Raw genomic sequence first — 21,569 nt, forward strand, 5'->3', positions numbered from 1 at the left:
CTATCCAGCGTGCGCAAGGCCCGCGACCTCCCCCACCACGTACACGGCGGGCGCGGCGACGCCTTCGGCCTCCATCACGTCAGCCAAGGTCGCCGCGGTGGCGAAGTACACGCGCTGCGCGTCGGTCTCGCCCTCCTGGATCACGGCGGCGGGAGTGTCCCCGGACAGCCCGGCCTCCACCAGCGCCGCCGTGATCGCGCGCACGTTGCGCACGCCCATCACCACCACGATCGTGCCACCGACGCGAGCGAGCGCACCCCAGTCCACCAGCGACTTCTCGTGCCCGGGCGGCAGGTGCCCGGAGACCACCGTGAACGCGTGCGTCACCCCGCGCTGGGTCACCGGCACCGAAGCGGCGGCCGGCACGGACACCGCAGAGGTCACGCCCGGCACCACCGAGCACTCCAGCCCGGCGGCGGCGCACGCCTGTAGCTCCTCGAAACCGCGGCCGAACACGTACGGGTCGCCGCCTTTGAGCCGGACCACCTGCTTGCCTTCGTGCGCGTAAGCGACCAGCATCTCGTTGATCCGCTCCTGCGCCACCTGCCTCGCGTACGGCAGCTTCGCCACGTCCACGACCTCTTTGCCGGTCAGGTCCAAAAAGCCCTCCAGCTCAGCGGAGGGGCCGAGGTGGTCGGCGAGGATGACGTCGGCAGCCTCGAGCGCGCGCAGTCCGCGGATGGTCAGCAGGTCCCACGCGCCTGGGCCACCGCCTACGAGTGTGATGTGGCCGGTAGTCATAGCCAATCAGTTTAGGGTGAAGCTATGAATCAACCCCAGCTCGCCCACACGCTCGCAGAGGCTCTGCCGGAGCTCGCTCACGAAGAGCCCGGCACGCAGTTTGAGAACCCGCAGCTTGTCGCGCTCAACGAGCCGCTTGCAAAGGAGCTCGGACTCGATGTCGCGTGGCTCAAGTCTGACGATGGCCTCAAGTTCCTCTCCGGCGGATCCGGCGGCCACGCCATGGCGTACGCGGCGCACCAGTTCGGCCAGTTCGTGCCATTGCTTGGCGACGGCCGCACCCTGCTGCTCGGCGACACCGCCGGACATGAGATCCAGCTCAAGGGCTCCGGCCTGACCGCGTTTTCGCGCCCAGGCACCGACGGGGTGGGCGCGATCGGGCCGATGCTGCGCGAGCACCTGGTTTCCACGTTCATGCACGCGGTCGGTGTGCCCACCACCCGGTCGCTGGCGGTGCTGTCCACCGGCGGCACCGTGATCCGCCAAAACGGCGCGGTCCCCGGCGGGATCGTGGTGCGCGTGGCGAAGAGCCACCTGCGCGTGGGCACGGTGCAGTACGCGGCGACACAGTCGGAGGAGCTGACGCAGAAGGTCGTCTCCGCCGCCGGCTTCGCAGATGCCGAGGAGATGCTGCGCACCGTCACCCGCCGCCAGTTCGACCTGGTGGCGCACTGGATGCGCCTGGGGTTTGTCCACGGGGTGATGAACACCGACAACGTGGCACTGTCCGGAGAGACCATCGACTACGGCCCGTGCGCGTTCACCGAGCGCTTCGACGGCACCGCGAGTTTCTCCTCCATCGACCGCCAGGGCCGCTACGCCTTTGGCAACCAGCCCAACATCATCGCCTGGAACATGGCGCGGCTGGCGGAGGCCCTCTATCCGCTGCTCGGCGCGGAGAAGGTCGACGCCTACGTCAAAACTGTCCAGCCGGCCTGGGACGAGGCGTGGGCGAAGTGGATCGGAGGCGACCACGACGGGCTCAACGCGGCCGCCGACATCACCACCTACAACCGCGAGCACGGCATCAACGGTGAGCCCGGCCCCATCTTCATCCCCCGCAACCAGATGCTGCAGGAGGCTATCGACGCCGCCGAGCTCCGCGGCGACTACACCGCGTACAACGAGCTGCTCGCCGCGGTGAGCGCCCCGAACAACGAAAAGGCCGGGCCCGAATGGATGGCCCGGCCTGAGGGGCAGCTGCCCTACGTCACCTTCTGCGGGACGTAAACGCTGCTACAGGGTGTTTTCGTCCGTGTCCAGCCCCAGCGTCTTCTGGGTCCACGCCCACTGCTCGTCGTAAGCGGCCTCGTCGCGCTTGAGGGACTTGCCGTAGGTGGGGAACATTTCGTGGAGCTTGTCGCCCCAGTCGATCATGTGCTCGCCGAAGCAGCGCTCGAGAAGCTCGATCATGGCGGCCGGGGTGATGGACGCACCCGGGGAGGCGCCGAGCACGCCGGCGATGGTGCCGTTCTGGTCGTTCACCAAGGCGGTGCCGAACTCCAGGGTGCCGAAGCGCGGGGCGGCAGCCGGCTTGATCACCTGCACGCGCTGGCCGGCGACCACGACCTCCCAGTCCTTGCCGTCTGCTGCCGGGTAGTACTCGTGCAGCATGTCCACCTTGCCGTCGAAGTCGCGGAAGACTTCCTGCACCAGGTACTTCACCAGCGCAAGGTTGGTTGCGCCGACGCCGAGGTAGGACGGGATGTTGTCCGGGCGGATGGACTTGAACAGGTCCAGGTAGGAGCCTTCCTTGAGGAACTTCGGGCTCCAGCCGCCGTAGGGGCCGAACAGGAGCGATTCCTTGCCGTCGACGACGCGCAGGTCCAGGTGCGGCACAGACATCGGCGGGGCGCCGACCTTGGCCTTGCCGTAGACCTTGGCCTTGTGCTGCTGCACCAGTTCCTGGTTGTCGGTCTTGAGCCACATGCCGGAGATCGGGAAGCCGGCGTAGCCGTGGACCTCGGGCACGCCTGCCTTGCGCAGCAGGTCGAGGGCGTAGCCGCCGGCGCCGACGAAGACGAAGCGGGCGCGCACGACCTGCTTATCGCCGGTGTGGACGTTCTTGACGGTGACCTTCCAGAAGTTGCCTTCGCGCTTGATGTTGGTTACTTCGCGGCCGTAGCGGATCTCGGTGCCGTTGTTCTTAGCGGCGTCGAGGAACTGTTGGGTCAGGGAGCCGTAGTTGATGTCGGTGCCGACGTTGGTCCAGGAGATGGCCACCGGCTCTGCGTCGAAGTCGCGGCCCTGGGACATCAGCGGCAGCTTCTCAGCGAAGGTGTCGCGGTCGTCCGCGAACTGCATGTTGGGGAACATGTGGTTTGCGGAGAGCTTGTCGTAGCGCTTGCGCAGGTAGTTGATCTGGTCTTCGCCCTGGGCGAAGGAGACGTGCGGCACGGGGTTGATGAAGGCGCGCGGGTCGGTCAGCACACCGTTTTCCACCTGGTAGGACCAGAACTGGCGCGACAGCTGGAACTTCTCGTTGATGTTCATCGCCTTGGAGACATCAATGCGGCCCTTCTTCTCGGGCGTGTAGTTCAGCTCGCACAGCGCGGAGTGGCCGGTGCCAGCGTTGTTGAAGGGGTAGGAGGACTCCTCGGCAGGCCCGTCAAGCCGCTCGAAGATCATCTGGGACCATTCGGGTTCCAGTTCGTGCAGCATCGAGCACAGCGTGGCGCTCATGATGCCGGCGCCGACGTGCAGGATGTCCACCTCGTCCGCGTACTTCTTACCACCGTTGTCAGACATACGTAGTCATCCTTTGATGTTTATCGACTTTTGGGAGTGGTGACTATATTACGTCCCCTTCATCGCCAAGGTGCAAAGGCTTGTCGACGACCACAGGTCCGAACCGTCCGCAGAAAAGTATCATCGGCCGCATGAATGAGCTTGATTGGCAACCCGACCCGCTGGGCGACGGATTCGAGCAGGTAGTACTCCCGCAGGGGAAGGACCCGGACAGTAGAACCCGCGTGGATGCGGTGCTGGTGCGGGACGTGCGCGCGTCGAAAAGCACAAAGCCCCAGAAACCTGCCGTGCTGTGGGTGCACGGCATGTCTGACTACTTCTTCCAGGCCCACGTCGCCGACGAGTTCACGCGGCACGGCTACCCGTTTTACGCTCTGGATCTGCGGCGCTGCGGGCGGGCGCTGAAGAAGGGGCAGCGGGCGCACTTCACGCTTTCGATGAGCCGCTACTTCCCCGAGCTCACGCAGGCGCTGGAAATCCTCGCTGCGGAGCACGGTTCGGTGGTGGTGCTGGCGCACTCCACCGGCGGGCTGATTGTGCCGCTGTGGGCGGACCACTTGCGCTGCGAAAAGCCTGCGGAGCATCAGAGGCTTGCCGGCATCGTTTTGAACAGCCCGTGGTTGGACATGCAATTCCCGAAGTGGCAGGTGGCCGTACTGAAACCAGTGCTCAATTTCTTCGGCACGATCTTCCCGTCGCTGCCGCTGTTGCAGCGCGGGGAGGGCACGTACGGCAAGTCCATTCATAGGGACTTCCACGGCGAGTGGGAGTTCAACACGGAGTGGAAGCCGATTGACGGGCACCGTAAGTACCTGGGCTGGCTCCGGGCGGTAATCCAGGGGCAGGAACAGATTCACGCCGGAAGCGTTGATACTGGGGTGCCGACGCTGACGCTGTGCTCTTCGCATTCGTACCTCGGCGAGGACTACTCCCCCGCTGCCGACACTGCTGACACGGTGCTCGACGTCGACCAGATCCAGCGCTGGGCGACGACGCTGTCGGACGAGACAGAAGTGCAGGTCATCGACGGTGCGCGCCACGACGTGTTCCTGTCCGAGCGCCACGCCCGCGAGGCCGCGTTTAAGGCTGTGTTCGGGTGGCTCGACGGCCAGCATTTCACCCAGTAACGTCGATACGCAAAATAGACATATATATAGAGGAGAAGACCATGCCCGCTCACGGAAGCGATTTGCAGGACGCCACACGCTACGACCTGATCATTGTGGGGACGGGATCGGGCAACTCCATCCTCACTCCGGATTTCGACGACAAGAACGTCGCGATCGTGGAGAAAGGCGCGTTCGGGGGCACTTGCCTCAATGTCGGCTGCATCCCCACCAAGATGTACGTGCTCGCCGCGGAGCAGGCGTACGCGGCGCGTGAGGCTGAAAAGCTCGGCATCGATCTCGAGTACAAGGGCGCGGACTGGCCCGGGATCGTCGAGCGCGTCTTTGACAACCGCATCGACCTGATCGCCAAGGGCGGCGAGGACTACCGCCGCAACGGCTGCCCCAACGTCACCGTCTACGACGTGGAGGCTTCCTTCGTCGGCCCGAAGACGCTGAAGACTGGCCGCAGCGGGGCCGAAGAGTTCATCACCGCCGACACGATCATCCTCGCCGCCGGCGCCCGCCCGTTCATTCCGGAGTGGGCCAACGACGTCACCTTCCACACCAACGAGGACATCATGCGCCTTGAGCGCCAGCCGAAGTCGTTGACCATCGTCGGCGGCGGCTTCATCGCCATGGAGTTCGCGCACGTCTTTGACGCCATGGGCACCGAGGTGACCATCATCAGCCGCTCGCAGCTGCTTCGCCAGCTGGACCCGGACCTCGCGGAGCCGTTCAACAAACTCGCCGCCGAGCGCTACACCGTCCACATCGGCCGCACGGTCACTTCCGCCACCGAGAACAGCGAGGGCGTCACGCTCACGCTTGACGACGGCACCACGGTCAGCTCCGAATCCCTCCTCATCGCCACTGGCCGCATCCCCAACAGCGACACACTCGACGTCGCCGCTGCCGGGATCGAAACGCACGAAGGCGGCCGCGTCGCCGTCGATGAGTTCGGCCGCACCTCCGTGGACGGCGTGTGGTCGCTCGGCGACCTGTCTTCCCCATACCAACTCAAGCACGTGGCGAACGCAGAACAGCGAGCCGTGACACACAACGTGCTTCAGGCATGGGCGGGCAACGACGACTCCGCGATGGTGCCGATGCCGCACGATCACGTCCCGTCGGCGATCTTCACCCACCCGCAGATCGCGACGGTGGGCCTGACTGAACAGGAAGCAGCGGACGCGGGCTTCGACGTCACGGTGAAAGTGCAGAACTACGGCGATGTGGCCTACGGCTGGGGCTTGGAGGACTCCACCGGTGTGGTGAAGCTGGTGGCGGACCGCGAATCCGGCCAGCTGTTGGGCGCGCACTACATGGGTCCGCAGGCGTCCACGCTTATCCAGCAAATGATTACCGTGCTCGCATACGGGCTGGACCTGCGGGACTTTCCTCGCTCGCAGTATTGGATCCACCCGTCGCTGGCGGAGGTGACCGAAAACGCGATCCTCGGCCTCGACCTGACGTTCAAAGAAGTCTAAACCCCTACTTTACCCCCTCTTTCGGGGGACCGGGTTAAAAGGCATGACCTTTTCCGCACAGGTGCCGAAAAGAGCACGTGAGAGATATTTGGTTTAGCCCAATTTTTTCAGTGAACGCCAAGCTTTCCAACCTTTGGTTGAACTTTTGAAAAATTTTAAGCGTCAACTTGCATACGGCTGGAAGTGTTCGGCTATTGTCAGTGCAGACACCGGGACCGAGCCCACCGGGCTTGCTATCGGTCCTAGGAGCTCAATGCCCCTGGGATTCTTTGAATTCCACCCGGACGTCGTGCAAGAACTATCAGAGAAGGATTTCGTTTCATGCGTAATTTCCGTAAGGCAGCCCTCGCCGGCGCAACCGCCGTCGCTGTGGCATTCGGCTCCACCGCAGTCGCAACCGCAGCAACCGAAGGCACTGAGGCACCGGAGGCTCCGGCCTACACCGCACCGGTCCGCCCGGTTGAGGACAAGGACAGCAAGGACGGCGTCGAGCCGGCTTCCTCCAACAAGATCGTCCAGTCCGAGTGGCTCGAGTTCCGCGACAAGGACGGCAACCTGCGCGGCACCGACGGCGAGCAGATCTTCGGCAGCCAGAAGGACAACTTCGGTGACCAGCCGCGTTACGCTCGTCTCGCGTACGGCGCAACCATCTTCACCGCTGTTTCCGCAGTTGTCGGCCTCATCGTTGGCCCGCTGTACAACTACTTCGTCCACGGCGATTTCCAGTTCTAAGTTCGCGGATTCCCGCAAACCAATTCCAACTCATTTTTCGAAAGAAGGAACACGATGCGTAACTTCCGCACCGCTGCAGTTGCTACCGCAACCGCTCTGACCGTCGTTGCTGGTGGCACCGCAATCGCCTCCGCTGAGGAAGGCACCACCGAGACCAACTCCAAGGACAAGGCCGTCGTCTTCGTCGGCAAGCAGAAGGAGACCGATAAGGACTTCGGCGAGGTTGTCAGCGACGGCACCAAGGGCCTGTTCGATGGCAAGGGTTCTTCCCACTACTTCAACGACGCGAAGGATCCGTTCTACCCGACCGATGCTTTCGGTAACACCACCAACGCTGAGGACGTCCCGCAGTGGGCTCGCTACTGGATCGACGGCTCCATCGTTGCCGCCATCGGCGCCCTGGTTGGCCTGGTCATCGCTGGCTTCAACTTCGCCTTCTACAACGGCTGGCTGCAGCACCCGCTCAGCAAGTAATTCTTGCTGCTGAGACACGTAACCCCCATCTGCACGTAGCAATGGGGGTTTCGTTCTGTCTGCGGTCCGTCCGTAGACGTAAAGCGGGCCCGTACGGAATAGATCCGTACGGGCCCGCTTTACCTTCTTGCGCGGTTTACTCCCCCAGCATGTGCTGCCCGGCGGCGACATCCGCGTCCGGGATGGTGAGAATCTCGTTGCCGCTGTCGGTAATCACGATGGTGTGCTCGAACTGGGCGGTGTACTCGCCGTCGATGTTCTGCACTGTCCAGCCGTCGTCCCACACGCGGTAAGGCAGCTCGCCGAGGTTGATCATCGGCTCGATGGTCAGCGTCATACCTGGCTCGAGGACGTCCGTGTAGGCGTCGGAGTCGTAGTGCAACACCACCAGCCCGTTGTGGAAGGTGGTGCCCACTCCGTGGCCCGTGAAGTCCGTGACCACGTTGTAGCCGAAGCGCTTGGCGTAGGACTCGATTACACGGCCGATCACGTTGATCTGGCGGCCGGGCGTTGCCGCGTTGATGCCGCGCATCGTCGCCTGGTAGGTCCTGTCCACCAAGTCCTTGTGCTCCTGGGCCACCTCGCCCGCGAAGAAGGTGGCGTTGGTGTCGCCATGCACGCCGTCTTTGTAGGCGGTGACGTCGATGTTGACTATGTCGCCCTCCTGGATCACCGTGGTGTCCGGGATGCCGTGGCAGACAATTTCGTTCAGGGAGATGCAGGAGGACTTCGGGTACCCGCGGTAGCCCAGCGTCGACGGATAGGCGCCGTGCTCCACCAGGTAGTCGTGGACGATGCCGTCGATCTCGTCGGTGGTCTTGCCCGGGGCCACGGCGGCACCGGCAAGGGCGAGCGCGTTCGCCGCGATCTTGGAGGCTTCGCGCATCGCCTCGATGGTCTCGCGGGTCTGGACGATCGGCTCGCCGACGTTCTCCTGGACCTCGTCCTTCCACGCGTACTCAGGGCGCTCAATGGACTTTGGCACCTTGCGCTCTGGGGTGGGTTTTCCTGGGGTAAGTAGGCCTCGGTTATTCATGTCCCCAATGGTAGACCTGCGGTCAAACGGGCCCGCGCAGCCCTCTGGGCGGCCTACTGGGCGGGCGCGTCCAGGTTCAGCAGCATCCGGTCCGAAAGCGCCACAGCGGCCTCAGAACCGCCGCCGAGGACTACCAGGGTGGCAAAGGCGATGTCGTCGTCCGCGCGGTAGCCGGTGAACCACGAATGGGAGCCGCCGTTGATCTCAGCTTCGCCGGTCTTGCCGCGGATATCCCCGCCCGCGGTAAACGCGCTCGCGGTGCCGCCCGGGCCGGTCACGGCGGCCATCATCTGGCGTAGTTCGTCCACCGCCTGCGGGTCCATCGGCGGGGCATCTCCGCTGAGCTTCGTCTCCTCGCCCTCCACCAGGTATGGCACGGGCAACGATCCACGAGCGGCCGCTGCGGAGACAAGCGCCATGCCGAACGGGCTGGCCAGATCCAAGCCCTGGCCGTAGCCGGCCTCGGTGCGATCCAGCGGCTCCTCGCCGTCGGGGATGGAGCCGGTGATGGTCTCCACCCCGGGGATCTCCATGTCTATGCCCAAGCCGAACTGCTTGCCGATGGTCTTCAACTCCCCCGGCGCCAGCTTCGTGGAAATATCCGCGAAGGTGGTGTTGCAGGAACGGGCGAACGCGGTCTCCAGCGGCACGGTGCCCAGGCCGAAGCCTGCGTAGTTGGTCACGGTGCGCCCAAAGAGGTTCATCGTTCCGGGGCACGGCACAGGCGAGCCCGGGATGAGCCCTTGCTTGGTCAGCCCGGCGAACGCGGTGAGGATCTTAAACGTCGAGCCCGGCGGGTACTGGCCCATCGTTGCCAGGTTGCCGCCGGCGTCCGCGGCCGGCGTCTGCGCAATAGCCAGGATGCCGCCCGTGGACGGCCGGATGGCCACGATCATGGCCTGCTGGCCCGCAACCGGCTCCAGCGCCATCTCCGCGGCGCGCTGGATGCGGTGGTCCAGGCTGATGTGCACCGCCGGTGCCGGGGCGGCGTCCTGGCGCTTGATCTCCTCGTAGGAGGCGCCGTTTTCGTTGACCACGTCGACGCTCCACCCGGTATCGCCCTGCAGGTCGTCGCGCACCAGCTCGCCCACGCGCGCCATGATGTCGGGGGCGAAGTCCGGCTGCGCGTTGACCATCGCGGCCTCTTCGTTCAGCCGCACGCCGGGTTCCCCGGCCAGCGCCGCTTCGAACGCGTCGCGCGCCGGCGCGGGCACCACGGCGACGGAGTACGCGCCGGAGGCGTCCTGCAGCTCTTTGGCAAGGTCCTCTGCGTCGCGCAGCGGCACGCCGCGATCCACCTCGTGCGCCTTCGCCAGCGCCGCGCTGATACCCGCGGCCGTCGAGCTTGCGCTGCGCATCTCGTCCGTGTCCACGAGCACTCGGTACGCGGTGCCGGGCTTGAGCAGCTCCACCCCGTCGGAGGAGACCACGCTTGCCTGCGAGGGCGCCACCGAGCGCAGCTCCAGGTGCTGGTTCGCGCCCAGCCGCGGATGCAGAACGGACGGCTGCCAGCGCACGTTCCACGTATTGCCGCTCTGCGTCAGCGTCATCTGCGCCTGGTACGTCAGATCCCGCTCGCGGGGCAGGTCCCAGCGCAGCTCATAGGTGGCGGTGGCCAGGTTGTCGTCCTGGTTGACGTCGATAAGCGATGCGCTCAAGCTCTCCGCCTGCAGCCCACCCCACGTCTCGTTGAGAGAGGTTTCGGCGGCGGACGCGTCGTCGATAAGCGCAGAGTTCACCTCACGCTTTTCCAGCGCGCTCAGAAAATCCGATGCGGCGGGTTCGGCGTCGTTGGGGCGCGGGGTGCAACTGCTTATCGACGCCGCCAGCGCCACCACCGCAACCCCCGCGACACGGCGACGCAGCATATTAGCGGGTGACCTTGACCTCGGCCTTGGCGCCCTCGACCTCCTCGAGGCCCTCCTCCTCGGCGATGCGCTGCGCGTAATCGATCAGCGTCTCCACGATCTTGGACTCCGGCACGGTCTCCACGACCTCGCCCTTGACAAAGATCTGGCCCTTGCCGTTGCCGGACGCCACGCCGAGGTCGGCGTCGCGCGCTTCGCCCGGGCCGTTGACGACGCAGCCCATCACGGCCACGCGCAGCGGGAACTCCATGCCGTCCAGGCCAGCGGTGACCTCCTCGGCGAGCTTGTACACATCCACCTGTGCGCGGCCGCAGGACGGGCAGGAGACAATCTCCAGCTTGCGCGGGCGCAGGTTCATCGACTGCAGGATCTGGTCGCCGACCTTGATCTCCTCCACCGGGTCCGCGGACAGGGACACGCGGATGGTGTCGCCGATGCCCTGCGACAGCAGCGCACCGAAGGCCACGGAGGACTTGATGGTGCCCATGAACTTCGGGCCCGCCTCGGTCACGCCGAGGTGCAGCGGGTAGTCGGTCTTCTCTGCGAGCTGGCGGTAGGCCTCCACCATCAGCACCGGGTCGGAGTGCTTCACGGAAATGGCGATGTCGCCGTAGCCGTACTCCTCGAACAGGCCCGCCTCGTAGATCGCGGACTCCACCAGCGCCTCCGGGGTGGCCTTGCCGTACTTCTCCAGCAGGCGCTTGTCCAGGGAGCCGCCGTTGACGCCGATGCGGATCGGAATGCCCGCGTCGCCCGCCGCCTTGGCAACCTCCTTGACGCGGCCGTCGAACTCCTTGATGTTGCCCGGGTTCACGCGCACCGCGGCGCAGCCGGCGTCGATGGCCGCGAAGATGTACTTCGGCTGGAAGTGGATGTCCGCGATCACCGGGATCGGGGACTTCGCGGCAATCGCCGGCAGGGCCTCGGCGTCCACGGTCTTCGGGCAGGCCACGCGCACGATGTCGCAGCCTGCGGTGGTCAGCTGCGCGATCTGCTGCAGCGTGGCGTTGATGTCGTGAGTCTTCGTGGTGGTCATGGACTGCACGGAGATCGGGTGATCCGAGCCGACGCCGACATCTCCCACCATCAGCTGACGAGTCTTGCGGCGCGGAGCCAAAATCGGTGCCGGGCCTTCGGGCATACCTAATCCGATGGGGGTGTTCATGGTGGCTAACTCTAGCACCGTCAGCCAAAAATTCGGACGGGGTTGACCACGTCCGCGGCCATCACCAACACACCGACGCCGAGCAGCAGCGCTGCCATGGCGTACGTCAAGGGCATGAGCTTTTCGTAGTTCGCTGGCGCACCCGGGCCGAGGCCACGGAGGCGTCGTAAAGCATCGCGAATCTTTTCGTACAGCACCACCGCAATGTGCCCGCCGTCCAGCGGCGGCAGCGGCACGAGGTTGAACAGGGCGAGGAAGAAGTTCAGGCTGGCCAGCATCATCCAGAACGCGGACCACATGTCCTGTTCAACCAGCTCGCCGCCGGTGCGCGAGGCGCCGATGACGCTGACCGGGCCCTCGATGTCGCGCTCCGCGCCGAAGATCGAGGCCACAACGCCCGGGATTTTCGCGGGGAACGACGCAATGCCGTCCACCGTCGCGCGCAGCATCTGGCCGGTGAACCGGAAAGTCGCGGGCACAGCCTCCGCGGGTCCGTACTGCTTCACCGTCACCGGTGCGGAGACAATACCCACCGCGCCCTGGGTGACGCGCTCGCCAGTGGCCGGATCGATGCGCTCGACGGCGGCGACAGGCACGTCGAGGGTGACGGTCTCACCGCCGCGCAGTACCTCGAGGCTCACCGTTTCGCCTGGCTGCTTCGCGACGGCATCGCGCAACTGCTCGAACTGCTCAATCTCCTGCCCGTTAAGCGCCACCAGCGTGTCGCCTGCTTGGACACCGGCCTCGCCGGCCGGGCCCGCGCCGGAGCACTCCCCCAGCGTCTCAGCGTCCACCTGGTCGGCCACGCACACCGTCTTGCCCACGCGCGGGGTGAAATCCGCGTCCGGGTTCGGGATGCCGGAAAAGATGGCGACAAAGTAGATGATCACCACGCCGATGAGCAGGTTCATCGCAATGCCGCCGGCGAGGACCGCGATGCGCTGCCACGCCGGCTTGTTCACCATCGCGTGCGGCTCCTCCTCGGGCGTGAGGGGATCCATCGCGGTCATACCCGCGATGTCGCAGAACCCGCCGAACGGCAGCGCGGCAAGGCCGTATTCGGTGTGGCCCTTCGTGGTCGACCACACCGTCGGCCCGAAACCAATGAAGTAGCGCCGCACGCGCATGCCGAAGGCGCGAGCAGTGAACATGTGCCCGGCCTCGTGCAGCGCAATGGACGCGGCGATCGCAAGCGCGAACGCCAGAATGCCTAGCGCACCCACAAAATCCCTAGTGCGCTACGCGCTGGCGATGCGTTCGACAACAGCCTGCGCGCGCTCGCGGGCGCGGGACTCGGTGCGCAGGACCGCGTTGACGTCGGCAGGCGCCTCCGCGAAATCGCCCGCGCCGTTGAGGACCTCGGTGATGATGTCCACGATGTGCGGGAACTTAATGCGGCCCTCGACGAACGCGTCGACGGCAACCTCGTTGGCCGCGTTGTAGATCGCCGGGTGCGGCTCACCCTTCGCCGCGGCCTCGCGGGCCAGCTTCACCGCTGGGAACGCGTCTTCATCCAGCGGCTCAAAGGTCCACTCGAAGGACTTGGAGAAGTCCAGCGCGGGCTGCGCGTCCGGAATGCGGTTCGGCCAGTTCAACGCGTGGGAGATCGGCAGCATCATCGACGGCGGGGACGCCTGGGCGATGGTCGCGCCGTCGGTGAACGTCACCATGGAGTGGACGATGGACTGCGCGTGGACGGTCACATCGATGTCGTCCGGGTCCACGTCGAAAAGCAGCGATGCCTCAATGAGCTCGAGGCCCTTGTTCACCATCGTCGCGGAGTTCAGCGAGTTCATCGAGCCCATGGACCACGTCGGGTGGTCCACGGCCTGCTCGTAGGTGACGTCCATGAGCTCCTCGCGGGACTTGCCGCGGAACGGGCCGCCGGAGGCGGTGAGCACGAAGCGGGCCACCTCGCCACGGTCGCCGGAGCGCAGCGCCTGGGCCATCGCGGAATGCTCCGAGTCCACCGGGATAATCTGTCCGGGTTTCGCAGCCTCGAGCACGAAACGGCCGCCGGCGACGAGCGACTCCTTGTTCGCCAGCGCCAGCGTCGCGCCGGACTTCAGCGCCGCGAGCGTTGCCGGCAGGCCTGCGGAGCCGACGAGCGCGTTGAGCACCAGGTCCGCCTTCTGCGACTCCACGAGCGCGGTCGCGCACGCGTCGCCGGTAATGACGAAGCCACCGAGCGCCTTCGAAACCTTCTTGGCCCCTTCCAGATCACGCACGGCAACCTGGTCGGCGCTGAGGCCGAATTCGCGGGATTGCTCGATAGCCCGGTCAGCGTTGGTTCCGCCGGTGGCGATGCCGACCACGTTGAACTGGTCTCGGTGATTGCGGATGATTTCAATCGCCTGAGAACCGATAGAACCTGTCGAGCCCAAGATGATTACATTCTTCACGCGCCCATTGTGACATGAAACTGCACATTCTGGCACTATGCGGGCCTAATCCCGTGGACTGTGGTGCGAAAGTTTGAACACATTGGGGGTGAGAAGTCCCCTTTGCCCCACCCGGTGTGCGATGATAGGCGCTGAAAGTTTTACCGATCTTGGCAACCGCTAAGCAGGCTTTGAAGGAGCATTCCAGTGGCCCACGCGAAGGACAACGCACCCCAGGTGTACAACGGCGTTTCTGAGGCGGATGTTCCGTCCGCCCGTTTCGGCTGGAGCGCGTTCACTGACCGCACCATCCAGATCGCCGGTTGGATCTCCGTCCTGTTCCTCATCGCCTACAACTTTGGCAACCACCAGGGCCACGTGGAGACCATCTGGCTCATCGCCCTCGCGGTGCTGATCGCGCTCGGCCTGATCCTGCACGCGACCAAGCCGAAGCTGAACCAGGTCCGCACCGTCACCTCCCACAACAAGCCGGTGGGCCACCAGGAGCCGGACTGGATCTACGACCAGGCCACCCTCTCCGGCGACGTGTACGAGAACCTCACCGACTCCCAGCTGCGCGCCCTGAACATCGAGCCGGGCCGCGTCGCACACCTGCGCCCGGCACGCGGTGAGGAGCGCGTGGTCGAGCGCACCGCTGCCCGCCCGGTCGACGCGGCGCACCAGCGCGAGGACGTTGAGGTCATCACCGTCGAGTCCCGCGGCAAGCACGAGCGCATCTAAGCTTCTCGACGCCACCGTCACCGCCAGCCCCCGCTGGCGGTTTTTTCGTGCCCGTTGGCTCGCGACGGCTCCCCCCAAACACCAACTGCCAGCCCGTCCCGGCTTGAATCCGCAGACCCCGAGCAAGAGACCCCTAGTATGGCCCTATTTTGGGCATACTAGGGGTCCTGTACTGGGGGTCTGTGCGCGGAGGCGTGCTCGGGAGGGTTGCGGCGTGGGCTGTAGCGCCGCAGGTAAACGCGAAAAGTGAGCTCGGCAGAAGCTAAGCGGCTAGCTGGCGTCCTCGTCGGCGGCGAGCTGGCCGCAGGCCGCGGCGATTTCCTGGCCCTTGGTGTCGCGCACCGTGCACGGCACGCCCTGGGCGGCCACGCGGCGGACGAACTCGTCCTGGCGGGCCTTCGGCGAGGCGTCCCACTTCGAGCCCGGCGTCGGGTTGAGCGGGATCACGTTGACGTGCACGCGCGAGCCCAGCGCCGAGTGCAGCTTCTTGCCCAGCAGGTCCGCGCGCCAGTCGTGGTCGTTCATGTCGCGGATTAGCGCGTACTCGATGGACACGCGCCGGCCGGTCTGGTCCGCGTAGTAACGGGCGGCGTCCAGCACTTCGGACACTTCGAAGCGGTTGTTGACGGGGACGAGTTCGTCGCGGAGCTCGTCGTCAGGCGTGTGCAGGCTGACAGCCAGGGTGCAGGACAGGCCCTCGTCCGCGAGCATGCGGATCTGCGGGGCGAGCCCCACCGTGGAGACGGTGACGTTGCGCTGGGAGATGCCGAAGCCGTCCGGCGACGGCTGGGTGATCTGGCGCACGGCGTTGACCACGCGCTTGTAGTTGGCCAACGGCTCCCCCATGCCCATGAACACGATGTTGGACAGGCGCGAGCCCTCGGCGGCCATCATCGCGGCGGCGGCTCGGACCTGGTCGACGATCTCCGCCACGGACAGGTTGCGGTCCAGCCCGCCCTGGCCGGTGGCGCAGAACGGGCAGGCCATTCCGCAGCCGGCCTGCGAGGAGATGCACAGGGTTGCGCGGCCCGGGTAGCGCATGAGGACGGACTCCAGCAGGGTGCCGTCGTGAAGCCGCCACAGCGTCTTCGTCGTGTCGCCCTCATCGGTCTCCACCGTGCGCACCGGCGTCAAAAGCGTGGGAAACAGCGCGTCCTTGACGGTTTGACGCTGCGCTTCCGGCAGGTCCGTCATGGTCAGCGGGTCGGCCTCGAACTTGCCGTAGTAGTGGCGCGCGATCTGGTCGGCGCGGAACTTGGGCAGGCCGAGTTCCTTGAGCGCGTCGATGCGCTCGTCTTTGCTCAAGTCCGCGAAGTGCTTCGGCGGCATGCCGCGCTTCGGCGCGAGCAGCTGGATCTGGGGGAAATCGCTCATAGTGCGCCCCATCTTGGCACGTCGCGCGGCGAATTTCGAATCTGGCGCGGGCGTAAACCTACGGGTTCATCAACGTGATGGTGGTGAGCAGGATGTAGGTCGCCGCCGCGGCGGGCAGCATGCCGTCGAGGCGGTCCATGATGCCGCCGTGGCCCGGCAGCAGGTTGGACATGTCCTTGATGCCCAGCTCGCGCTTGAACTGGCTTTCCACCAAATCGCCCATGGTCCCGCAGATGACCAGGGCGATGCCGAGCACGATGCCCATCCACCACGGCCCGTGGATGAGGAAGTGCACCACCAGCACACCGGTGATGATGCCGGCGGTCATGGATCCGGCGAAGCCCTCCCAGGATTTGTTCGGGCTGACGGCCGGGGCCATCGGGTGGGAGCCGAACATCACGCCCGCGGCGTAGCCGCCGACGTCGTTGGCCACCACGCACAGCATGAACGCCACGATGTACGCGGAGCCGTCCACCCCGGCCTCGGTGATCCGGGAGATCATGGCGGCGAAGGTGCCGAACAGCGGGATCCACGCGAGCACGAAGATCGCCACTGCGGTGTCACGCAGATAGTTCTCCGGTTGGTGGTGCCTACCCTGGTGGAACATGCCCCAGAACATCACCACCAGCACGGTGAAGGCGAATCCGGAGACCAGACCCGTGGTGCCGTAAGGCGCGGACAGCCAGAGCATGGCCTGGCCGAGGATGATCATCAGCGTGCGCGGCTGGACGTAGCCAGCTTCGCGCAGGCGCGTCATCACCTCCCACATGGCCAGCGCCACGGCGACGGCGACCAGCGGGTACCAGGCCATGGGCCCGATCCACACCGCCGCGATGACCAGCGCGCCGAGCACCACGCCCGTGGCAATCGCCGCCGGCAGGTCGCGCCCCGCCTTGTTCTTCGGCTTCGGGGCGCGGCTGGGCCAGCGGCTCGGGTTGGCCTCGCGCTCCTCCGGCGCATCATTCACCGCCGCACCCATCTCAGTGGTTTCCGTCTGCGCCTTCGACACGTCGGCTTAGACCTCCAGCAGCTCGTTTTCCTTGCGCTGCACGATCTCGTCGATCTGACCGACGTAGTCCTGAGTGGTTTTGTCCAGCGACTTCTCAGCGGTGATGACCTCGTCTTCGCCCGCGTCGCCGTCCTTCTGGATCTTCTTCAGCGCTTCCATGCCCTGGCGGCGCACGTTGCGGATGGCGATCTTGCCGTCCTCGCCCTTCTGCTTGGCCTGCTTGACCAGCTCTTTGCGGCGCTCCTCGGTCAGCTGCGGGACGGACACGCGGATGACCTGGCCGTCGTCGGTCGGGTTCACGCCGAGGTCGGAGTTGCGGATGGCGTTTTCGATCTCGCCCATGGTGGACATGTCGTACGGCTTGATCAGAAGCATTCGCGGCTCCGGCACCGAGATGGTGGCCATCTGGTTGATCGGGGTGGGCGCGCCGTAGAAGTCCGCCATCACGCCGTTGAACATGGCCGGGTTCGCACGGCCGGTGCGGATGGTGGCCAGCTCGTTTCGGGTGTGCTCAACGGAGGCGGTCATGCGCTCTTCGGCGTCCAGCAAAACGTCATCAATCATGGTTTTACCCCTATCGTTTCTCGGGTTTGCGTCACCCTTAACTTACCAGCGCCCGCCGCGTGCCTAGACTGTCGCCATGCCGCACCCAGCCTTCACGTTCGTCGCGCCGCCCGGCGCCGCGCTCGCAGGCCCGCTCGGCGGGCGGCTTTCCGGCTGGAGCATCCCGATCAAAGACGGCACCGATGTCGCAGGCTGGCCCACCACGCACGGCAACCCCGCGCGCGCCTACACCGCGCAGGCAACGGACCCGTTTGCGGAGATGCTTATCGACGCCGGAGCGCGCGTCGCCGCCAAAACCCTGACCTCCGAGCTGGGCGCCACCTGCTACGCGGAGCGGCCCGGCGTGGCCGTGCTGGAATCGCCCGCCTTCCCCGGCTGCACACCCGGCGGCTCTTCCGCGGGCGCCGCAGTGGTGGTGGCGGACGGCACGGTGCGAGCTGCCCACGGCACCGACGCCGGCGGCTCAATCCGTGTGCCGGCCGCAGCCTGCGGGGTGGTGGGGCTGAAACTTGCCAGCCGCAACCTGTCCGCCCACGGGTTTTTCACCCGCAACGTCGGCGACCTGTTCAGGCTCACCGGTTGGACGCCGCCCGCGCGCAGGAGGCTGCGCATCGGTGTCCTCACCCGGGGCGTGTTCGCGGACCCTGAGGGGTCGGAGGGGCGCGGAGCTGACGTCGAGAAGCTTGCTGCTGCTTTGGGACGCACCCACGAGGTGGTGGAGATTTCCCCCTACGCCGAGTCAAAGGAGACGTACGCGCACTTCAGCACCACAATCAAGCGCTCGTTCAAGGACGTGAACCCGCTGGACAGCGGCTACATCGCGTGGCTGAAAGAGGAGGCGCACCGGCTGCGGCCAGAGCAGGTCGCCGCGGCGAAAGCGCACACGCGCGCACTGCCCGCGCTGCTCGCGGCGCAGTGGGGCGTGGACGCAGTACTCTCCCCCACCATCGCGTTCGATCCACCCCCGCTCGGCTATTTCCCTGCGCTGCACCCCGAAGCAAGCTTCCACGCGCAGACCGAATGGTCGCCGTGGTGCTCGGTATTCAATATGCTGCGCACCCCCGCAATCGCGCTCGCGGGGGTGCACCTGGGCAGCCTGACACTCAGCGGCCCGGAGTTGCTCGGCCTGGCGGCGCAGGCCGAGCTGTTACGCGCTTAGGCCACCAGCGTGCCCACCTGCTCGCCGGAGACGGCGCGCGCGATGTTGCCCTCCTGCAGCAGGTTGAACACCAGGATCGGCATGTTGTTGTCCATGCACAGGCTGAACGCGGTGGCGTCGGCGACCTTCAGCCCGTTTTCGATGACCTCGCGCGGGGAGATCTCGGAGTACAGCTTCGCGTCCGGGTTCTCGCGCGGGTCGGAGTCGTACACGCCGTCGACAGCCTTGGCCATCAGCAGCACCTCGCAGCCGATCTCCAGCGCGCGCTGGGCGGCGGTGGTGTCCGTGGAGAAGTACGGCATGCCCATGCCGGCGCCGAAGATGACCACGCGGCCCTTCTCCAGGTGGCGGGCGGCGCGCAGCGGCAGGTACGGTTCGGCGATCTGGGCCATGTTGATGGAGGTCTGCACGCGGCAGTCCACGCCCATCTGCTGCAGGAAGTCCTGCAGCGCCAGGCAGTTCATCACCGTGCCCAGCATGCCCATGTAGTCGGAGCGCGCGCGGTCCATGCCGCGCTGCTGCAGCTCGGCGCCGCGGAAGAAGTTGCCGCCGCCGATGACCACGGCCACCTCGGTGCCTGCGCGTGCCACGTCCGCGATCTGGCGCGCGACGGACTCGACCACGTCCGGGTCGATGCCGACCTTGCCTCCGCCGAACATTTCACCGCCCAACTTCAGCATCACTCGCTTGAAACCTGTGCGGCTGGGATTGAGGTCAGTCACCGAAATTCGCTCCTTTTGCGCGGCGGGATGTGCAGATGTTCGCAGACGATTCTAGACGTGCTTTAATGCGCACACCGAAACGTGCAATTGGGGGCATCATGCTTCACGACGAAGCCCCGCACACGCCACCGGCCCAACTGGGCGGAAGCGGTGCGGGGCTTGGCTGTTAGCGCAGCTTAAGCCTGTGGCTTAAGCCTGGCCGACCTCGAAGCGGACGAAGTCCAGGACCTCGATGCCGTTCTCCTCGGCGTACTGCTTGACGGTCTTCTTGGAATCAGACAGCGCCGGCTGATCCAGCAGAACAACGTCCTTGAAGAAGCCGCCCATGCGGCCCTCGACGATCTTGGCGATGGCAGCTTCCGGCTTGCCCTCGTTGCGGGTGATCTCTTCCTGGACCGCGCGCTCCTTCTCAACGACTTCCGCCGGGACGGACTCCTGGTTGAGGTAACGAGCCTTCATCGCGGCGATCTGCAGAGCGACCTGGTGCGCTGCCTCGGCGTTGTCGCCGGTGTAGGACACCAGCACGCCGACTGCCGGCGGGAGGTCCGCAGCCTTCTGGTGCAGGTACGCCTCGACACGCTCGCCCTCGATGGTGGCGGCGCGGCGCAGCTCGAGCTTCTCGCCGATCTTGGCGGAGAGGCGCTCCAGGACGTCGTGCGCGGTCTCGCCGTTCACGTCTGCGTTCGCCAGCTCCTCCTGGGAGTTCGCCTTCGCTGCGGCGGCTGCGTCAGCGATCTGGGCTGCGATGTCCTTGAACTCCTGGTTCTTGGCCACGAAGTCGGTCTCGGAGTTGATCTCGATGATGGTGTTGCCGGAAACGGCGACCAGGCCCTCGAGGGCGTTGCGCTCAGCGCGCTTGCCCACGTCCTTCGCGCCCTTGATGCGGAGGTTCTCGACGGCCTTATCGAAGTCGCCGCCGGTCTCCTCGAGTGCCTTCTTGCAGTCGAGCATGCCGGAACCGGTGGTCTCGCGGAGCTTCTTGACGTCAGCAGCAGTGTAGTTCGCCATAGTGGGCGATCCTCCTCGTGAATGTGTTGCTAAAAGTGTTCAAACCGTTTCAAGCGTAGCCGACAGTACTCGCTGTGGCACGGCTTGGAACGGGGCGCACACAAAACACCCCGCGCCCGCACTGTCCCGGGCGTGAAAGCCGGCGGGCGTGAGCGGAACGCGGGGTGCGCGTGCAGGTGGCGTGAGCCGGAAAGCTTACGCCTGGGTTGCAGACTCGTCGCCGGACTCGTTCGCCTTGGCCTCAGCCTGCTCAGCTGCGCGGACAGCGTGCGGCTGCTCAACCTCGGCAACTTCCTGCGGAGCTGCGGACTCAGCTGCGACGGCAGCCTTCGCTGCGTCAGCTGCGGACACTTCCTCGGAAGCTGCAGCCTGGGCAGCAGCCTCCGCGGCCTCTGCCTGACGCTTCGCGTCGTTGTCGCCTGCAGCGTCGCGTGCGGAAGCGAGCTGGCGCTCCTCGCGCTGCTGCTTACCGGCGATGACAGCCTCGCCCACGATGTGGGTGAGCAGCTTCACGGCGCCGATGGCATCGTCGTTGCCCGGGATCGGGAAGTCCACGACGTCCGGGTCGCAGTTGGTGTCCAGGATGGCAACCACCGGGATGCGCAGCTTCTGCGCCTCGTTGACGGCGATGTGCTCCTTGTTGGTGTCCACGATCCACAGCGCGGACGGCGCCTTGGTCATGTCGGCGATGCCGCCCAGCACACGCTCGAGCTTGATGCGCTCGCGGGTGAGCATGAGGACTTCCTTCTTGCCGCGGCCTGCGTAGCCGTCCTCGGCTGCGTCCATGGCCTGCAGTTCCTTCATGCGGCCGATGCGCTTGGACACGGTCTGGAAGTTGGTGAGCATGCCGCCCAGCCAGCGGTGCGTCACGTACGGCATGCCGACGCGCTGCGCCTCTTCCTGGATCGGCTCCTGTGCCTGCTTCTTGGTGCCGACGAACAGGACGGTGCCGCCGTGTGCGACGGTCTCCTTGACAAACTCGTAGGCCTCATCGATGTAGGTCAGCGTCTGCTGCAGGTCGATGATGTAGATGCCGTTACGGTCGGTGAAGATGAAGCGGCGCATCTTCGGGTTCCAGCGACGCGTCTGGTGGCCGAAGTGCACACCGGCGTCGAGGAGTTCACGCATGGTTACAACTGCCATGGTTTCGTCTCCTTCGGAGAAAGTAGTTCGGTTACATTGCGTATCTCACGTGCGGGTTTGTATCCCGCACCCTGGCACCGTGCTCGCCCTGCACCCTGTGAGAGGGAC

The 21,569-nt window shown here is 65.7% G+C and carries 20 protein-coding genes; 7 read left to right on the top strand and 13 right to left on the bottom strand.

Going from position 1 to position 21,569, the window contains the following annotated elements:
- Positions 1–741 carry a uroporphyrinogen-III C-methyltransferase gene (gene cobA, locus MHY23_RS05870; RefSeq protein WP_239306788.1) on the bottom strand — a complete coding sequence of 247 codons (741 nt, stop codon included), beginning with the start codon at positions 739–741 and terminating at the stop codon, positions 1–3.
- A gap of 24 nt (positions 742–765) precedes the next feature.
- Here cobA and MHY23_RS05875 point away from each other — a divergent pair, with 24 nt between their 5' ends.
- The gene (locus tag MHY23_RS05875; RefSeq protein WP_239306789.1) at positions 766–1,971 is read left to right on the top strand and encodes a protein adenylyltransferase SelO family protein; all 1,206 of its coding nucleotides are present in this window, start codon (positions 766–768) and stop codon (positions 1,969–1,971) included.
- Between the two features lie 6 nt (positions 1,972–1,977).
- On the opposite strand, the gene mqo is transcribed toward MHY23_RS05875, so the two are convergent.
- Complete coding sequence (mqo, locus tag MHY23_RS05880) at positions 1,978–3,489, bottom strand: malate dehydrogenase (quinone) (RefSeq protein WP_239306790.1); 1,512 nt, start codon at positions 3,487–3,489, stop codon at positions 1,978–1,980.
- Between the two features lie 131 nt (positions 3,490–3,620).
- Between mqo and MHY23_RS05885 the strand changes: the two genes are divergently transcribed.
- From MHY23_RS05885 to MHY23_RS05900, 4 genes are all read left to right on the top strand, one after another.
- The gene (locus MHY23_RS05885) at positions 3,621–4,616 is read left to right on the top strand and encodes an alpha/beta hydrolase (RefSeq protein WP_239306791.1); all 996 of its coding nucleotides are present in this window, start codon (positions 3,621–3,623) and stop codon (positions 4,614–4,616) included.
- 41 nt (positions 4,617–4,657) lie between these two features.
- Positions 4,658–6,085: a mycothione reductase gene (gene mtr / locus MHY23_RS05890; RefSeq protein ID WP_239306792.1), complete on the top strand. Its 1,428-nt coding sequence runs from the start codon at positions 4,658–4,660 to the stop codon at positions 6,083–6,085.
- 321 nt (positions 6,086–6,406) lie between these two features.
- Positions 6,407–6,817: a hypothetical protein gene (locus tag MHY23_RS05895; RefSeq protein ID WP_181888645.1), complete on the top strand. Its 411-nt coding sequence runs from the start codon at positions 6,407–6,409 to the stop codon at positions 6,815–6,817.
- 54 nt (positions 6,818–6,871) lie between these two features.
- Positions 6,872–7,291 carry a hypothetical protein gene (locus MHY23_RS05900; RefSeq protein ID WP_181888646.1) on the top strand — a complete coding sequence of 140 codons (420 nt, stop codon included), beginning with the start codon at positions 6,872–6,874 and terminating at the stop codon, positions 7,289–7,291.
- Between the two features lie 136 nt (positions 7,292–7,427).
- On the opposite strand, the gene map is transcribed toward MHY23_RS05900, so the two are convergent.
- From map to dxr, 5 genes are read right to left on the bottom strand one after another with little or no spacing between them, the layout of a single operon-like run.
- Positions 7,428–8,327, bottom strand: a complete 900-nt coding sequence (gene map, locus MHY23_RS05905) for a type I methionyl aminopeptidase (RefSeq protein ID WP_239306793.1) — start codon at positions 8,325–8,327, stop codon at positions 7,428–7,430.
- Between the two features lie 53 nt (positions 8,328–8,380).
- Positions 8,381–10,195, bottom strand: coding sequence for a penicillin-binding transpeptidase domain-containing protein (locus tag MHY23_RS05910; RefSeq protein WP_239306794.1), 1,815 nt, complete (start codon positions 10,193–10,195; stop codon positions 8,381–8,383).
- A 1-nt stretch (position 10,196) separates the two neighbouring features.
- Positions 10,197–11,360, bottom strand: coding sequence for a flavodoxin-dependent (E)-4-hydroxy-3-methylbut-2-enyl-diphosphate synthase (gene ispG, locus MHY23_RS05915; protein WP_239306795.1), 1,164 nt, complete (start codon positions 11,358–11,360; stop codon positions 10,197–10,199).
- 20 nt (positions 11,361–11,380) lie between these two features.
- Positions 11,381–12,583 (bottom strand): M50 family metallopeptidase, encoded by a 1,203-nt coding sequence (locus MHY23_RS05920; protein ID WP_239306796.1) that lies wholly within the window; start codon positions 12,581–12,583, stop codon positions 11,381–11,383.
- A gap of 15 nt (positions 12,584–12,598) precedes the next feature.
- Complete coding sequence (gene dxr, locus MHY23_RS05925) at positions 12,599–13,762, bottom strand: 1-deoxy-D-xylulose-5-phosphate reductoisomerase (protein WP_239306797.1); 1,164 nt, start codon at positions 13,760–13,762, stop codon at positions 12,599–12,601.
- A 186-nt stretch (positions 13,763–13,948) separates the two neighbouring features.
- On the opposite strand from dxr, the gene MHY23_RS05930 reads away from it, so the two are divergent.
- Positions 13,949–14,482 (top strand): DUF2631 domain-containing protein, encoded by a 534-nt coding sequence (locus tag MHY23_RS05930; protein WP_239306798.1) that lies wholly within the window; start codon positions 13,949–13,951, stop codon positions 14,480–14,482.
- Between the two features lie 270 nt (positions 14,483–14,752).
- Here MHY23_RS05930 and rlmN read toward each other — a convergent pair whose 3' ends face one another.
- The 3 genes from rlmN to frr are packed head-to-tail and all read right to left on the bottom strand — an operon-like array spanning position 14,753 to position 17,429.
- A complete protein-coding gene (gene rlmN, locus MHY23_RS05935; protein WP_181888651.1) occupies positions 14,753–15,856 on the bottom strand; it encodes a 23S rRNA (adenine(2503)-C(2))-methyltransferase RlmN in 1,104 nt (367 codons plus the stop codon).
- 58 nt (positions 15,857–15,914) lie between these two features.
- The gene (locus MHY23_RS05940) at positions 15,915–16,835 is read right to left on the bottom strand and encodes a phosphatidate cytidylyltransferase (protein WP_255713910.1); all 921 of its coding nucleotides are present in this window, start codon (positions 16,833–16,835) and stop codon (positions 15,915–15,917) included.
- A gap of 36 nt (positions 16,836–16,871) precedes the next feature.
- A complete protein-coding gene (gene frr, locus MHY23_RS05945) occupies positions 16,872–17,429 on the bottom strand; it encodes a ribosome recycling factor (protein WP_181888652.1) in 558 nt (185 codons plus the stop codon).
- Between the two features lie 76 nt (positions 17,430–17,505).
- Between frr and MHY23_RS05950 the strand changes: the two genes are divergently transcribed.
- A complete protein-coding gene (locus MHY23_RS05950; protein ID WP_239306800.1) occupies positions 17,506–18,588 on the top strand; it encodes an amidase family protein in 1,083 nt (360 codons plus the stop codon).
- On the opposite strand, the gene pyrH is transcribed toward MHY23_RS05950, so the two are convergent.
- The 3 genes from pyrH to rpsB form a co-directional block, all read right to left on the bottom strand.
- A complete protein-coding gene (gene pyrH, locus MHY23_RS05955) occupies positions 18,585–19,268 on the bottom strand; it encodes a UMP kinase (protein ID WP_070474098.1) in 684 nt (227 codons plus the stop codon). The two genes, MHY23_RS05950 and pyrH, sit on opposite strands and share 4 nt — an antisense overlap.
- A gap of 231 nt (positions 19,269–19,499) precedes the next feature.
- Complete coding sequence (gene tsf, locus MHY23_RS05960; RefSeq protein ID WP_239306801.1) at positions 19,500–20,318, bottom strand: translation elongation factor Ts; 819 nt, start codon at positions 20,316–20,318, stop codon at positions 19,500–19,502.
- A gap of 195 nt (positions 20,319–20,513) precedes the next feature.
- Positions 20,514–21,461, bottom strand: coding sequence for a 30S ribosomal protein S2 (gene rpsB / locus MHY23_RS05965; protein ID WP_239306802.1), 948 nt, complete (start codon positions 21,459–21,461; stop codon positions 20,514–20,516).
- Between the last annotated feature and the right edge of the window lie 108 nt (positions 21,462–21,569).

Source organism: Corynebacterium sp. ACRQP, from assembly GCF_022345915.1.
Classification (GTDB): Bacteria; Actinomycetota; Actinomycetes; order Mycobacteriales; family Mycobacteriaceae; genus Corynebacterium; species Corynebacterium lehmanniae.